Source organism: Janthinobacterium sp. SUN073 (genome assembly GCF_030397665.1).
GTDB lineage: Bacteria > Pseudomonadota > Gammaproteobacteria > Burkholderiales > Burkholderiaceae_D > Janthinobacterium.
In genome coordinates this window covers 400,295-412,846 of record NZ_JAPUBT010000003.1, presented here as the reverse complement: position 1 = coordinate 412,846, position 12,552 = coordinate 400,295, and the positions used below count along the sequence as shown (strand labels likewise).

The window sequence follows — 12,552 nt, the reverse complement described above, 5'->3', positions numbered from 1 at the left end:
CGGGCAATAGTGCAATCCTTGCCATCGTTACTTTTGGAGAGAATTGTGAGACATGCAATACCATATAATTGCAATTAGGAAATTAACTTGCTTAAAATCAATTTCGCAGGTGGCTCCTGATCCTCCATCTCATAAGGGCACTATGAACAAGAATAAACCCGGCGCGTTGTTGATTGCAGCGCTGATTGGCGCGGCCTTGGCTGGCTGCGCTTCCGAATCCTCGCAAGCTTTGGCTGTCCCCACGGTTGCCAGCGCAGCCCGTCCCTACGTTGGTCCACGCACGCTGATCGCTGTCGGTAAATTCGACAACCGCTCGAACTTCATGCGCGGCATCTTTTCCGATGGCGTCGACCGCCTGGGCAGCCAGTCGAAAACGATTCTGATTGCGCACCTGCAGACGTCCAATCGTTTCAACGTGCTCGACCGCGACAACATGGCCGAGCTCAAGCAAGAAGCCGAGTTCAAGAAGCAGGGCCAGAATATCAAGGGCGCGGACTTCGTCGTCACCGGCGACGTGACCGAATTCGGCCGCAAGGAAGTGGGCGACAAGCAATTGTTCGGCATCATGGGCCGCGGCAAGACGCAAGTGGCATATGCCAAGGTCACCTTGAACGTCGTCAACATCGCTACCTCGGAAGTCGTGTATTCGAGCTCGGGCGCCGGCGAATACAGCTTGTCGAACCGTGAAGTGCTGGGCTTTGGCGGCACCGCCAGCTATGACGCCACCCTCAACGGCAAAGTGCTGGACCTGGCCATGCGTGAAGCGGTCGAGCGCCTGGTGGCTGGCGTCGAAGCGGGCGCACTGCGCAAACAATAAGGTATCCCATGAAAACAATGATGAACAAGGGCGCAGCCCTGCTGGCCATGCTCGCCTGTGCCGCCCTGACAGGTTGCGCCACGCAGTCGAAAACCCTGTACCAATGGGAAGGCTACCAGCCGCAAGTGTATGAGTACCTGAAAGGCGAAAGCCCGGAGCAGCAGATCGCCGCCATGGAAAAAGACTTGCAAGTGATCGCTGCGAAGGGCAACCATGCGCCGCCGGGCTACCACGCCCACCTGGGCATGCTGTACTCGATCGCGGGCAAGCCGGAGCAGGTCGCGGCGCAGTTCGAAGACGAGAAAAAACTGTTCCCCGAATCGACGCCGTACATGGACTTCCTGTTGGGTAAATTGAAAAAAGGCGAGAAATTATGATGTCGCGCATGTTGAAAATGGCCTTGTGCCTGGGTCCCGCCATCTTCATGGTCGGTTGCGCCACCAAGCAGGCGGCCTATGACTATACGGCCTTCAAGGCGGCCAAGCCGCGTTCCATCGTGGTCTTGCCGCCGCTGAACAACTCGCCCGAAGTCAATGCCGGCAACAGCGTCTACGCGCAAGTGACCTATCCGCTGGCCGAAGCGGGCTACTATGTGCTGCCGGTGGCCGTGGTCGGTGAAACCTTCAAGCAGAACGGCTTGACGAACGCGGCCGATATCCACGGCGTCGATGCCAAGAAGCTCAACGAGATCTTTGGCGCCGATGCGGGCCTGTACGTGACGATCTCCAAGTACGGCACGACCTACGCCGTGATCGACAGCGTGACCGTGGTCTCGGTCGATGCCAAACTGGTCGACCTGAAGACGGGCGCCTTGCTGTGGCAGGGCGCGGCCAGCGCGTCTAGCAACGAAGGCAATAACAGCGGTGGCGGCGGCCTGGTCGGCATGCTGGTGACGGCGGCGGTCAAGCAGATCATCAACACCAGCACCGATGCCAGCCATCCTATCGCCGGCACGGCGAATGCGCGCTTGCTGTCGGCCGGCGTGCCGAACGGCTTGCTGTACGGCCCCCGTTCGGAACGCTACCTGGCGCAATAATCGTCTGGTAACACCGTGCACCGGGCCTGCATCAGGCCGGCTGTGGCGCTTCGGCTTCATTTCAGCTGGAGCGCCCGGGGTCGTGTTGCCTATACTTCGACGGCCAGGTCGTCGAAGTCGGCCAGGGTGCCGCCCTTGGCGATCAGCTGTTCGAAACTTTGCCGGCGGCGCAGGTCGATATCGGTATTGCTGACGCCCCGTTTCCAGTAGCCCGCCACCAGCACGTGCTCCTTCGGCAGCCCCGCAGCGATACGGAAGTGCTGGCGGATGGCGCGCATTTCATCGCGCTCGCCGGCGCCCCAGATGACGTAATCCTGCGGCTCAGGCAAGGCCCTGGCCCGGGCCGCCAGTGGCCCGTCCGGCGCCACGTGGGCAGTGCCGAGGCGCTGCAATGCCAGGCCCGGCACGGCGGGCAATTCCTTAAACGCCGCTTCATCATCGGTCACCACCCAGCCGATGCCGTACGCGGTGGCTGGCCATTGTGCCAACATGGCATACAGGGCGGGTATGCCTGTCTCGTCGAGGAAGAGGGCGATTTTCTTCTCCTTTCCGTCGGCAACGGTGAATTGCGGACGCGGCCCCGTCAGGCGGAAGGCATCGGCCACGCGCAGGGTGGCGCCCCAGCGCATCATCGGGCTGGCATGTTCATGCAATACGATATCGAAAGTAAAGGCAGATGCGTCGGCGTCGTAGCTGCGCACGGTGTAGATGCGCGAGGCGCCGCCATACGCCGGCCCGTCGAGATGGATGCGGAAGGCCACGTTGGGCAGCGCCCAGTGCGTATCGTCGCCCGAGCGGTCCAGGCGCGCCGTGACGCGTAACACGCTGGGAACGGGGCGCGCGATGGCGGTGACGACCGCCATGACGTCATGCAGGTTGCGGTCATGTTCGGCGTTGCGCAGTGGGCCGCCGGACTGCTGTTCAGAGATATCTGCCATGGGTGCATTCCTTTGTCTTGGGTAATTAGTTTCATCATGCTAAACTAATTATCTGAAACCGACAACGCAGCTGCCGCCACGGACAATAATGATGACTATTGCAACAATTTCGCCCCGTCCCGGGCGTCCCCCCAGCATCACGCGCGAACGCATCGCCGACGCCGGCATCGCCATGGGTTTGCCTGCCATGACCTTCACCGGCGTGGCCGCCTTGCTGGGCGTCAGCCATGTGGCGCTGTACAAGCACGTCGCGCACCTGGCGGCGCTCAAGCTGCTGGTCGCCGAGGAAATTTTTGTTCGCTGGGAACTGCCGGATAGCGGCAACGAAGACCTGCAGAACTATCTGCTGCGTTTCAGCGCTTCGCTGCGCCAGTTGGTCAAATTGCACCCGGGCCTGGCGCCGTATCTGCTGCGCAGAAAAGCGACGACACCGGCCATGCTGGCCAGGATCGATGCGCATCAGACGCAAGTGGCGGACGATTACCAGTTGCCGCAGGAGCGTGCCCGCTGGCTGCTGTCAACCGTCGCTTTTCACTGCGTGGCTCTGGCCGACACCGTGTATGCGCCGGCAGGTGACGCATGGGAAGAAGACGATGCGACGATCGAGGCCGAGTTCGACCTGGGCATGCGCGCGCTGGTGGTGGGTGCGCTTGCCATGCGGCCGTAGCAGTGGCGTTGACATTCGATACGGGAAAATAATGAATGCTTCATTTGGATTGATCCTGCCGCGGGACTTTGTTTTCGCCAATTTCACCGTTGCGGCCCAGGAAATTCGCCACTGGGGCGACGAGGTGATTGAAGCCGGTGAGCCCCGGCTGGTTTGCGCCAGCCTGGAGGGAGCGTTCTTTCAGGCATTTCCCGTGACCGGGTTCGTTCGACAGCACCTGGCGAATAAATTTCTTTCAGGCAATCCCTTGTATCTGTCCATCAATGGCGATATCGTCGATGCCTATGTGCAGTGGCTTGCCGATGGCGATATGCGGGCGAGTGACACGCATGTCCTCGAGGTATGGCTGCTGGACCTGATGGCCGGTGCAGGCAGCGGCGCCATCCTGTTTGCGCCGGAAGGCGATCGGCTGGGGACGTTTTTCGATGCGAATGGCGCTGAAATTGTAGCGTCGCTCAGGCTGAATGTGAAGGACAGTTGGGATTCGCCAGGTTTCCTGGCCCGGTTTGGCTGATGGCACTTTGCTTAATAATTATCAATATCACGGAGCACCATGACGAACGACAAGGCGGCGCAACTGGCCGCAAGGCAGGCAAATTTTCCTTTGTTTTATCATGAGTTGACGGATGTCCTGGTGGATTTTATCGGCTGCATCGGCATTCAACCTGCTGCGCCGGTCTTGCAACAGGCTGTGCAGTACGTGCCCTTGGTCGAACAGGCGCTGCGCGAGATGGCGGTTGCCGATGAAGCGGACCGTAGTTGGCTGACGGCACGTATCGCCTATTTTGTTGGCGAAGTACTTGCGCAGCAATATGACGGTAACTGGTACGTCAACGACGTGCCCGGGTCACGGCTTTTTGCCCGCTACGTGGTGGGGAGATTTACCAAGGCAGATAATGCGGCCATGATGGTCGATCCCTTCGAGCTGGCGCAAGCGTATGTCGCTGCGCCCGTGCCACGCGCTTTGGCGCCCTTGCTGGCGGAAGTGCGCGCGTCACTGGAAGGCTGAGTGCGTTTGGCGCTCCTTCGGCGCCGCGCAGTGTTCGATAGTATGACGCTCGATGGCGATACCGTGACGCGTACCGATCATGAGCTATATGCCTGAATCTGATTATGTCGCCTGCCAAGCTGGCTTTCGCCACGCAAGGTAAGATGACGGCATTTCAAGACTATAAGGGGCCCGGGTGCGCGTGTTGCTGGTGGAAGACGATCCGATGATCGGGGAAAGCCTGGTCGAGGGCTTGCGTGGCGAGTGCTATGCCGTGGACTGGGTACGCGACGGCCGCGATGCGGAGCTGGCGCTGGCCGGTTTTGCCTATGACCTGATGCTGCTGGACCTGGGCTTGCCGGGCAAGGAGGGCATGGGCGTGTTGCGCGCCATACGCGCGCGGGGCGCCGAGTTGCCCGTGCTGATCATCACGGCGCGCGACGGGACGCCGGCCCGCGTCGAAGGGCTCGACAGCGGCGCCGACGATTACCTGGTGAAACCGTTTGACCTCGATGAATTGCTGGCGCGCATACGCGCGCTGCTGCGCCGCAGGGTCAGCCGTTCGCGCTCCGTCATCGAGCATGGCGCGCTGATCCTGGACCTGGCCAGCCACGACGTCACCTACGAAGGCGCACAGGTCAAGCTGGCGCCACGCGAGTTTTCCGTGCTGCGCGCCTTGCTCGACCATCCGGGCAAGGTGGTGTCGAAACGGCAACTGAGCGAAAAACTGTACGGCTGGGATAGCGAAGTGGAAAGCAATACCGTCGACGTGTACGTGTACCAGCTGCGCAAGAAGTTCGGCGCGGACAGCATCCAGACCGTGCGCGGTGTGGGCTACAAGATGCGGGCAGCATCTTGATGACCATCCGCCGCCAGTTGCTGCTCGGCTTGCTGGCTGCCACCTTGCTGTGCGTGCTCGGCGCCGGCATTTCGCTGTTCCGCTCGCTCCTGGAAGAAGCCAATGAGCTGGCCGATTTGCAGCTGCGCCAGCTGGCCTTGGCCTTGCCCGACGAGTTCGAGCCGCAATCGGGCTCGCCGGCCGCGCAGGAGCCGGAAGAAGCGTTCGTGCTGCAGGCGTGGGACGAGGATGGGCAGCCTTTGTCCGTCTTGTCCGTCTTGCCGGACCAAGCGGCACTGCCGCGCTATGCGCTGGCCGGCTTTGCCGATGTCACGTTGCGCGGCGAAGACTGGCGCCTGTACGGCGAGACGCGGCGCGGCCGTTACGTGCAGGTGGCGCAGGCGCAGGCTGTGCGCGACCAGCTGGCCTGGCAAATGACCATGCGCGCCGGCGCGCCCCTGCTGGTGTTCGCGCTGATCCTGGCACTGCTGATCGTCGCCGTCGTGGGTCGCGCGTTGGCACCGCTGCACCGGCTGGCCGAATCCGTGGCGGGCCGTTCGCCGGACGCCCTGACGCCGCTGGCGGCCGACGACATGCCGCCCGAGTTGCGGCCCGTGGCGCTGGCGTTGAATGGCTTGATGGGGCAGTTCGAGGCGGCGCTGACGGCGCAGCGCACCTTTGTCGCCGATGCCGCGCATGAATTGCGCTCGCCGCTGACGGCATTGAAACTGCAGCTGCAGGTGGCCGAACGGGCCGGCAGCGAGGAAGAACGCCGCGTGGCGCTGGCGCGGCTGCATGAACGGCTGGACCGCAGCACGCACCTGGTGCGGCAATTGCTCAGCCTGGCGCGCCATGAAACGGCGCTGACGGCCAGCCAGCTGCACACGGTGGATCTGGGACAGTTGCTGGAAGCGGCCGTGGCCGACCACAGCGCGCTGGCCGACAGCCGCGCGATCGACCTGGGCGTGGTGGAAACGCTGCCGGCCCCGGTGCTGGTGCAGGCCGATCCCGACGGCTTGCAAGTGTTGCTGAATAACCTGATCGACAATGCCTTGCGCTATACGCAGCAGGGCGGCAGGGTCGATTTGCAGGCGGCGCTGGAAGAGGGCCGGCCCTTGCTGCGCGTGTCCGACAACGGCCCCGGTGTGCCGCGCCAGCACCATGCGCGCCTGTTCGACCGCTTCTTCCGCCCCGACGGCAACGACGCCTGGGGTTGCGGTCTGGGCCTGTCCATCGTGCGCCACATCGCCGAGCACCACCGGGCCGATATCGCGCTGGCCGATGGGGAGGCGGGACGGGGACTGCAGGTGACGGTGCGCTTCCCGCAGCCAGCCTGAATGCAAAAAAGCGGCTGCCGTCGCCGGCATCCGCTTTTCAGTCACGCTCGACGCGCTTACGCCAGCTCGGTGATGAACTGCTCGCGCGCAGGGCGCACTTTTTTCAAGTCCACCAGCCAGTCGCCTTCGTCGGCGCGGTAGCCCAGCGGCAGCATGACGACGGAGCGCAGGCCTTTGGCGCGCAGGTTCAGGATTTCATCGACCTTGGCCGGATCAAAACCTTCCATCGGCGTCGAATCGACTTGTTCCTGCGCCGCGGCGATCAGGGCCGTGCCCACGCCGATATACGCCTGGCGCGCCGCGTGCTGGTAGTTGGTTTCCGCGTCGCGCTGCGGATACGTGGCCAGGATCTGCTGGCGGTACGCTTCCCAGCCTTCATTCTTGAAGCCGCGCACGGTATTGACCAGGTCAAAGCGTGCGTTGATGCGTTCCACCGTGTAATTGTCCCAGGCGGCAAACACCAGCAGATGCGAGGCATCCGTTACCTGAGACTGGTTCCAGGCATGCGGCTTGATCTGCTCGCGCAGGGCCGGATTCGTCACGACGAACACTTCATACGGGTGCAGTCCGCTGGAGCTGGCCGTCAGGCGCACGGCTTCCAGGATACGCTCGACCTTGTCTTGCGGCACCGTTTTCGTCGGGTCCATCTTCTTGGTGGCGTAGCGCCATTGCAGTGTTTCGAGCAGTGCGGACATGTAAATCCTTTTCATAGTGAATAGTTCAGATTGGAAATGATAGCGGATTCAGGCATTTCAAGTGCGCTGGACAAAAAAGTACCGGTATAGCGCACTCATGCACGGTTGTCTACAGGCCAAGCATGGCAAGCTCCACCGCCGGGTAGCGCGCGCCCTGCACGCTGGCGGGCGCGATGGCCGCGCCGATGGCAACGAGCTCGCTTTCGCTGAGCTTGATCTGCGCGGCGGCGACATTTTCTTCCAGGTGCGCCAGGCTGCGGGCGCCGGGAATCGGCACGAGATCGTCGCCTTGCGCCAGCAGCCAGGCCAGGGCCAACTGGGCCGCCGTGGCGCCGCGCGCCGCCGCCAGGCGCCGCAGCTCGTCGACCATGGTCGCGTTGGCCGCCATCGCCTGCGGCTGGAAACGGGGCAGGCTGTGGCGATAATCATCCGGTGCCAGTGCGGCGCCGGACGTGAGATGGCCCGTCAAAAATCCCCGGCCCAGCGGGCTGTAAGGGACGAAGCCGATGCCCAGCGCGCGGCAGGCGGGCAGCACCTCGGCTTCCACGTCGCGGCTCCACAGCGAGTATTCGGACTGGACGGCCGCAATCGGGTGCACGGCGTGGGCGCGGCGCAGGGTGGTGGCCGATACTTCCGACAGCCCCAGGTGGCGCACCTTGCCCGCCCGCACCAGATTCGCCATGGCGCCCACGACGTCTTCGATGGGCACGGCGGGGTCCACGCGGTGCTGGTACAGCAAGTCGATGCACTCGATACCGAGCCTGGACAGCGACCCTTCCACCGCCTGGCGAATATGTTCGGGCCGGCTGTCGACGCCCGCCATGCGTTCCACACCCTGGCCGTGCGGCAGGATCTTGAAGCCGAATTTGGTGGCGATGTTGACCTTGCCGCGCAGCTGCCTCAGGGCGCGCCCTACCAGCTCCTCGTTGGCGTAGGGGCCGTAGACTTCCGCCGTATCGATCAGGGTGACGCCCAGTTCCACGGCGCGGTGCAGCACGCGCAGCGAGGCAGCCTCGTCCGCGCCGCCGTAGGCAAAGCTCATGCCCATGCAGCCCAGGCCGATGGGGGCGACGCGTAAGCCGGATTTGCCCAGTGTTCGGTGTTCCATTTTTCACTCCTCGTCCAAAAAAGATGCAAGGAGTATGGATGAAGCAACAGCATGCGATAAGATACCTTATCCTGCATGCATTACTGAATATGGCTCATGAATGATGGCTGACCTCAATGAATTGACGGCCTTTGCCGCCGTCGCCCGCCTGCGCAGCTTTCGCCAGGCGGCGCTCGAACGGGGTGTGTCCGCCTCCGCCCTCAGCCACGCATTGCGCGCGCTGGAAGAGCGCCTGGGGGTGCGCCTGCTGAACCGCACCACGCGCAGCGTCACGCCGACCGAGGCGGGGCAGCAACTATTGGCGCGCCTCACGCCGGCCATGCGCGAAATCGACGATGCCTTGCAAGACTTGAGTGCCTTGCAGGACGTGCCCGCAGGCAAGCTGCGCCTGAACGTGCCCCGTCCGGCCGCGCGGCTGCTGCTGGCGCCCATGCTGGCCGGTTTTGTCGCCCGCTATCCGCGTGTGCAGGTGGAAGTGGTGACCGATGACGGCATGATCGATATCGTGCGCGACGGTTTTGACGCGGGCATCCGCTTCGGCGAGCAGGTGGCGGCCGACATGATCGCCGTGCCCGTTGGCGCGCCGCAACCGTTCGTGGTGGTGGCGTCGCCCGCCTACCTGGCGGCGCATGGCGCGCCAGCCACGCCGCGCGACTTGCTGAAGCATGCCTGCATGGGCCGGCGTTTTCCCAGCGGGCGCCAGTATGCGTGGGAGTTCGGGCAGGAGGGGGCAGCCGTCAGCATCGCCGTCAGTGGCCCGCTGGTGTTCGACGACGATGAAATGATGCTGCGCGCGGCCCGCGATGGCGCGGGACTGGCGTATGTGTACGCGGCCGATGCGCGCGCCGATATCGCGGCGGGGCGCCTGGTGTGCGTGCTGCAGCGCTGTTTGCCGCCGCCGCCCCGTTACTTCCTGTATTACCCGAGCCGGCGGCAGATGCCGCCCGTGCTGCGCGCCTTTGTCGACATGCTGCGCGCGCCGCCTGCATAATCAGGCGGCGGGCTGCGGCGCGCCATGCTCGACCGGCCACTTGATGGTGAACAGGCTGCCGCCCGCCTTGCCGCGCGTGCAGGCCGCGCTGCCGCCGTGGGCGCGCGCGATGGCTTCGACCACGGCCAGGCCCAGGCCGCTACCCGCATGCAGGTCGCCGTCGTCGCTGTCGCCGCGGCGAAACGCCTCGAATACATGCGGCGCCAGTTCCTCGGCAATGCCGGGGCCCGCATCCTCGACGCTGAGGTAGTACTGGCCGGCCAGCACGCGGGTGCGCACGCGCAGCAGGCCCGGATGCGCATAGCGGCGCGCGTTGTCGAGCAGGGCCAGCACGATTTGCCGGATGCGCGCCGCGTCGCAGCAGACGGGATGGTCGGACAGGTGCAATTGCAGGCTAAAACCGGCTGCCTCCATTTCCGGCGCCAGCAGGCGGCGCACTTCCTCGATTTCCAGGGTCAGGTCCGTCCACGCCATGCGCAGCTGCATGTAGCCGCTGTCGGCCAGGCTCAGGGTGCGCAAGTCCTCGATCAGGCGGCCCAGGTCCTCGACTTGCGCCAGCAGGCTGGAAAACGGCACTTCCTCGGGCTTGAAGACGCCATCGACGACGCCTTGCAAGGTGCCGCGCAGGATGGTCACGGGCGTGCGCAATTCATGCGCGATGGCCGCATTCCACGTTTCGCTTTCCTTGGCCGCCCGCTGCAGGCGCTCGGCCATGCTGTTGAAGTCATCGACCAGCATGGCTGTCTCGCCCAGGCTGCGGTCGCCCGCGAAGGCGCGCGCGGACAGGTCGCCATGCGCCACGCGGCGCACGCTGTCCATCACGGAATTGATCGGTTTCAGGATGCGCGAAGCGAGCTTGATGGCGAAAAACGCGGCCAGCAGCAAGCCGAAAATGGTGATGGCGAAGATCCACAGCCACTCGACGGTGCTGGGCGACCAGTCGTCCGGCTCGGACAGCATGTCGGGATCGATCTTGAAGGCGACGGCAAAGAAGATCCATGAGCCCATCCAGATGATCAGGATGCTGCTGACCATCAGCACGGACATCGACAGCACGATCTGCCGGTTCAGGCCTGTGAAGCGCATCAGGCGTCGCTTTCCAGCCGGTAGCCCACGCCGCGCAGGCTGGCCGGCATGTTCATCACGCCCGCTTCTTCCAGCTTCTTGCGCAGCTTGCTGACGTGGCTGTCCACCGTGCGTTCCATCGAATTGCTCTCGGGCATGCACGACTCCAGTAATTCCAGGCGGCTGCAGACGCGGCGCGGCGTGCGCGCCAGATGCGCCAGCAGGCGAAACTCCGTCAACGTCAGGCTGAGAGCCACGGCCATGCCATCCTGCAGCACGCTGGCCACATACGTTTCCTGGTCGATGTCGATGGGGCCGCAGCGCAGGCGCTGGCCGCCCACCGGGTGGTGGCGCACGCGCGAGCGGCGCAGCACGGCGGCCACGCGGGCCACCACTTCGGCCGGATTGAAGGGCTTGATGATGTAGTCGTCGGCGCCCACGCGCAGGGCCGCCAATTTATCGGCATCCTGGTCGCGCGCCGTCAGCATGATGACGGGCGTTTCGCCGCGCCGCCGCACTTCCGTCAACACGCCCCAGCCATCGACACGCGGCATTTGCACGTCGAGCAGCAGCAGGTCCGGCGCCAGCGCCAGGTGCTGCTGCAGCGCTTCCTGGCCATCGGCGGCGAAGGCCGTGCGGTAGCCGTCGCGCTCCAGGTAACCGGCGAGGATGCGGGCGATTTGCGGTTCATCTTCGGCGATCAGGACGAGGGCGGAAGGTGGCGTGGTGGCAAGAAACGAGGGCTGGCTGGCGCTGTGATGATAGTTCATCTAAATAGTCTAGCATTCTTCGCGCCCTCCATCGAATCTCCACATTTCTTTGACGGAACATCCATGTTGGCCTTCTATGCTCTTGTTATCTGTCGACCGGACCGCCGGTTGGGATCCGCCATAGAGAAAAGTCATGCCAGTAAAGTACCTCCCCAGGAAAAACATGTTGATCGCCGCGGCACTGTTCAGCCTTGCCGCCTGTTCCAAACCCGCGCCAGAGGAAGCTGCCACGCCACCGGCTTCCGTGACGGTGCTCAAGCTGCAAGCGGCGCCCGTCGTCCTCAGCGACGAATTGCCGGGCAGGGTGGCGGCTTTCCGCACGGCCGACATCCGCCCGCAGGTGGGCGGCATCGTGCTGCGCCGCCAGTTCGAACAGGGCGCCGAGGTGCAGGCGGGGCAGAAGCTGTTCCAGCTCAATCCCGCGCCATTCCAGGCGGACGTCGATTCGGCCGCCGCCGCGCTGCAGCATGCGGTGGCCACGGCGAACCGCGCCAGCAGCCAGGCCGACAGGTTAAAACCGCTGGTGGAAGCGGATGCCATCAGCCGCCAGGCGTATGACGATGCCGTGGCCCAGCGCGAGCAAGCCGTGGCCACCGTGGCGCAGGGGCGCGCCAGTCTGGCGCGGCGCCGCCTGGACCTGGCCTTTGCCAGCATCGAGGCGCCCATTGCCGGGCGCATCGGCTCCGAACTGGTGACGGAAGGCGCGCTGGTGGGCCTGGCCGATGCCACGCCGATGGCGCGCATCCAGCAGATCGACAAGGTGTATGTCGACGTGCGCCAGCCGGCCGCCGCGCTGGCCGCGCTGCGGGCCGCAGGTTCGGACAGCACGGGCGGTGCCGACAAGCTGCCCGTGACCATCCTGGGCGCCGACGGCCAGCCGCATCCCGTCACGGGCCGCATCCTGTTCTCCGGCATCAGCGTCGATGCGGGCACGGGCGACGCCGTCATCCGCGTGCTGGTCGACAATCCGCAGCGCCAGCTCTTGCCCGGCATGTTCGTGCGCGCCCGCATCGCGCGCGCCGTGCAAGCCAATGGCGTGCTCGTGCCGCAGCAAGCCGTCTTGCGCAGCAGCGATGGCCAGGCCCAGGCCTGGGTGCTCGATGGCACGCACAAAGCCAGCTTGAAACCGATTGCCGTGGGCGACGTGGTCGAGCACCAGTACGTGGTCAACGGTGGCTTGAAGGCGGGCGATACCGTCGTCATCGAAGGCCAGGAACGCTTGCAGCCGGGCGCCACCGCCGCGCCGCAGCCGTGGAAGCCGGCTGTCGTGGCAACGGCGGCTGCCGTCAAGGCCCGTTGATG

15 protein-coding genes are annotated in these 12,552 nt (G+C 64.4%); 10 read left to right on the top strand and 5 right to left on the bottom strand.

The genetic code is table 11. From position 1 onward, the window contains the following. Positions 1-142 precede the first annotated feature (142 nt). From O0882_RS12335 to O0882_RS12325, 3 genes are read left to right on the top strand one after another with little or no spacing between them, the layout of a single operon-like run. On the top strand, positions 143-817 hold the full coding sequence (locus O0882_RS12335) for a CsgG/HfaB family protein (RefSeq protein ID WP_289948277.1): 675 nt from the start codon (positions 143-145) through the stop codon (positions 815-817). A gap of 17 nt (positions 818-834) precedes the next feature. Beyond that, complete coding sequence (locus O0882_RS12330; protein ID WP_197678751.1) at positions 835-1,194, top strand: DUF4810 domain-containing protein; 360 nt, start codon at positions 835-837, stop codon at positions 1,192-1,194. Positions 1,195-1,241: 47 nt separating this feature from the next. After that, on the top strand, positions 1,242-1,853 hold the full coding sequence (locus O0882_RS12325; protein ID WP_242428479.1) for a DUF799 domain-containing protein: 612 nt from the start codon (positions 1,242-1,244) through the stop codon (positions 1,851-1,853). Between the two features lie 89 nt (positions 1,854-1,942). On the opposite strand, the gene O0882_RS12320 is transcribed toward O0882_RS12325, so the two are convergent. Next, positions 1,943-2,791: an SIP domain-containing protein gene (locus tag O0882_RS12320; protein ID WP_289948276.1), complete on the bottom strand. Its 849-nt coding sequence runs from the start codon at positions 2,789-2,791 to the stop codon at positions 1,943-1,945. Positions 2,792-2,882: 91 nt separating this feature from the next. On the opposite strand from O0882_RS12320, the gene O0882_RS12315 reads away from it, so the two are divergent. From O0882_RS12315 to O0882_RS12295, 5 genes are all read left to right on the top strand, one after another. Beyond that, entirely contained in the window at positions 2,883-3,458 is a 576-nt protein-coding gene (locus tag O0882_RS12315) for a TetR/AcrR family transcriptional regulator (RefSeq protein WP_289948274.1), read from the top strand. Between the two features lie 31 nt (positions 3,459-3,489). Then, positions 3,490-3,972: a hypothetical protein gene (locus O0882_RS12310; RefSeq protein WP_289948272.1), complete on the top strand. Its 483-nt coding sequence runs from the start codon at positions 3,490-3,492 to the stop codon at positions 3,970-3,972. 39 nt (positions 3,973-4,011) lie between these two features. Further along, positions 4,012-4,467 carry a hypothetical protein gene (locus tag O0882_RS12305; protein WP_289948271.1) on the top strand — a complete coding sequence of 152 codons (456 nt, stop codon included), beginning with the start codon at positions 4,012-4,014 and terminating at the stop codon, positions 4,465-4,467. Positions 4,468-4,642: 175 nt separating this feature from the next. After that, positions 4,643-5,305 (top strand): response regulator transcription factor, encoded by a 663-nt coding sequence (locus tag O0882_RS12300; RefSeq protein ID WP_289948268.1) that lies wholly within the window; start codon positions 4,643-4,645, stop codon positions 5,303-5,305. Further along, on the top strand, positions 5,305-6,621 hold the full coding sequence (locus tag O0882_RS12295) for an ATP-binding protein (protein WP_289948481.1): 1,317 nt from the start codon (positions 5,305-5,307) through the stop codon (positions 6,619-6,621). Before O0882_RS12300 ends, O0882_RS12295 begins: the two co-directional genes overlap by 1 nt. A gap of 56 nt (positions 6,622-6,677) precedes the next feature. Here O0882_RS12295 and O0882_RS12290 read toward each other — a convergent pair whose 3' ends face one another. Together O0882_RS12290 and O0882_RS12285 are read right to left on the bottom strand one after the other, a co-directional pair. Further along, on the bottom strand, positions 6,678-7,316 hold the full coding sequence (locus O0882_RS12290; RefSeq protein ID WP_289948266.1) for an NAD(P)H-dependent oxidoreductase: 639 nt from the start codon (positions 7,314-7,316) through the stop codon (positions 6,678-6,680). Positions 7,317-7,425: 109 nt separating this feature from the next. After that, positions 7,426-8,424, bottom strand: coding sequence for an aldo/keto reductase (locus O0882_RS12285; RefSeq protein ID WP_289948264.1), 999 nt, complete (start codon positions 8,422-8,424; stop codon positions 7,426-7,428). Between the two features lie 100 nt (positions 8,425-8,524). Here O0882_RS12285 and O0882_RS12280 point away from each other — a divergent pair, with 100 nt between their 5' ends. Next, positions 8,525-9,415, top strand: coding sequence for a LysR family transcriptional regulator (locus tag O0882_RS12280; protein WP_354670265.1), 891 nt, complete (start codon positions 8,525-8,527; stop codon positions 9,413-9,415). Here O0882_RS12280 and O0882_RS12275 read toward each other — a convergent pair whose 3' ends face one another. Continuing rightward, the gene (locus O0882_RS12275) at positions 9,416-10,501 is read right to left on the bottom strand and encodes an ATP-binding protein (RefSeq protein ID WP_289948262.1); all 1,086 of its coding nucleotides are present in this window, start codon (positions 10,499-10,501) and stop codon (positions 9,416-9,418) included. Beyond that, positions 10,501-11,250 carry a response regulator gene (locus tag O0882_RS12270; RefSeq protein WP_289948260.1) on the bottom strand — a complete coding sequence of 250 codons (750 nt, stop codon included), beginning with the start codon at positions 11,248-11,250 and terminating at the stop codon, positions 10,501-10,503. Before O0882_RS12270 ends, O0882_RS12275 begins: the two co-directional genes overlap by 1 nt. A gap of 163 nt (positions 11,251-11,413) precedes the next feature. Here O0882_RS12270 and O0882_RS12265 point away from each other — a divergent pair, with 163 nt between their 5' ends. Then, positions 11,414-12,550: an efflux RND transporter periplasmic adaptor subunit gene (locus O0882_RS12265; protein ID WP_289948258.1), complete on the top strand. Its 1,137-nt coding sequence runs from the start codon at positions 11,414-11,416 to the stop codon at positions 12,548-12,550. Positions 12,551-12,552: the final 2 nt, after the last annotated feature.

Excerpts from the sequence above, each read along its gene's own strand:
- O0882_RS12335 (WP_289948277.1), top strand. The coding sequence starts at position 143 with ATGAACAAGAATAAACCCGGCGCGTTGTTGATTGCAGCGCTGATTGGC.
- O0882_RS12275 (WP_289948262.1), bottom strand. The coding sequence starts at position 10,501 with ATGCGCTTCACAGGCCTGAACCGGCAGATCGTGCTGTCGATGTCCGTG.
- O0882_RS12295 (WP_289948481.1), top strand. The coding sequence starts at position 5,305 with ATGACCATCCGCCGCCAGTTGCTGCTCGGCTTGCTGGCTGCCACCTTG.
- O0882_RS12270 (WP_289948260.1), bottom strand. The coding sequence starts at position 11,250 with ATGAACTATCATCACAGCGCCAGCCAGCCCTCGTTTCTTGCCACCACG.
- O0882_RS12315 (WP_289948274.1), top strand. The coding sequence starts at position 2,883 with ATGACTATTGCAACAATTTCGCCCCGTCCCGGGCGTCCCCCCAGCATC.
- O0882_RS12310 (WP_289948272.1), top strand. The coding sequence starts at position 3,490 with ATGAATGCTTCATTTGGATTGATCCTGCCGCGGGACTTTGTTTTCGCC.
- O0882_RS12290 (WP_289948266.1), bottom strand. The coding sequence starts at position 7,316 with ATGTCCGCACTGCTCGAAACACTGCAATGGCGCTACGCCACCAAGAAG.
- O0882_RS12265 (WP_289948258.1), top strand. The coding sequence starts at position 11,414 with ATGTTGATCGCCGCGGCACTGTTCAGCCTTGCCGCCTGTTCCAAACCC.
- O0882_RS12285 (WP_289948264.1), bottom strand. The coding sequence starts at position 8,424 with ATGGAACACCGAACACTGGGCAAATCCGGCTTACGCGTCGCCCCCATC.
- O0882_RS12330 (WP_197678751.1), top strand. The coding sequence starts at position 835 with ATGATGAACAAGGGCGCAGCCCTGCTGGCCATGCTCGCCTGTGCCGCC.
- O0882_RS12325 (WP_242428479.1), top strand. The coding sequence starts at position 1,242 with ATGGTCGGTTGCGCCACCAAGCAGGCGGCCTATGACTATACGGCCTTC.
- O0882_RS12320 (WP_289948276.1), bottom strand. The coding sequence starts at position 2,791 with ATGGCAGATATCTCTGAACAGCAGTCCGGCGGCCCACTGCGCAACGCC.
- O0882_RS12280 (WP_354670265.1), top strand. The coding sequence starts at position 8,525 with ATGATGGCTGACCTCAATGAATTGACGGCCTTTGCCGCCGTCGCCCGC.
- O0882_RS12305 (WP_289948271.1), top strand. The coding sequence starts at position 4,012 with ATGACGAACGACAAGGCGGCGCAACTGGCCGCAAGGCAGGCAAATTTT.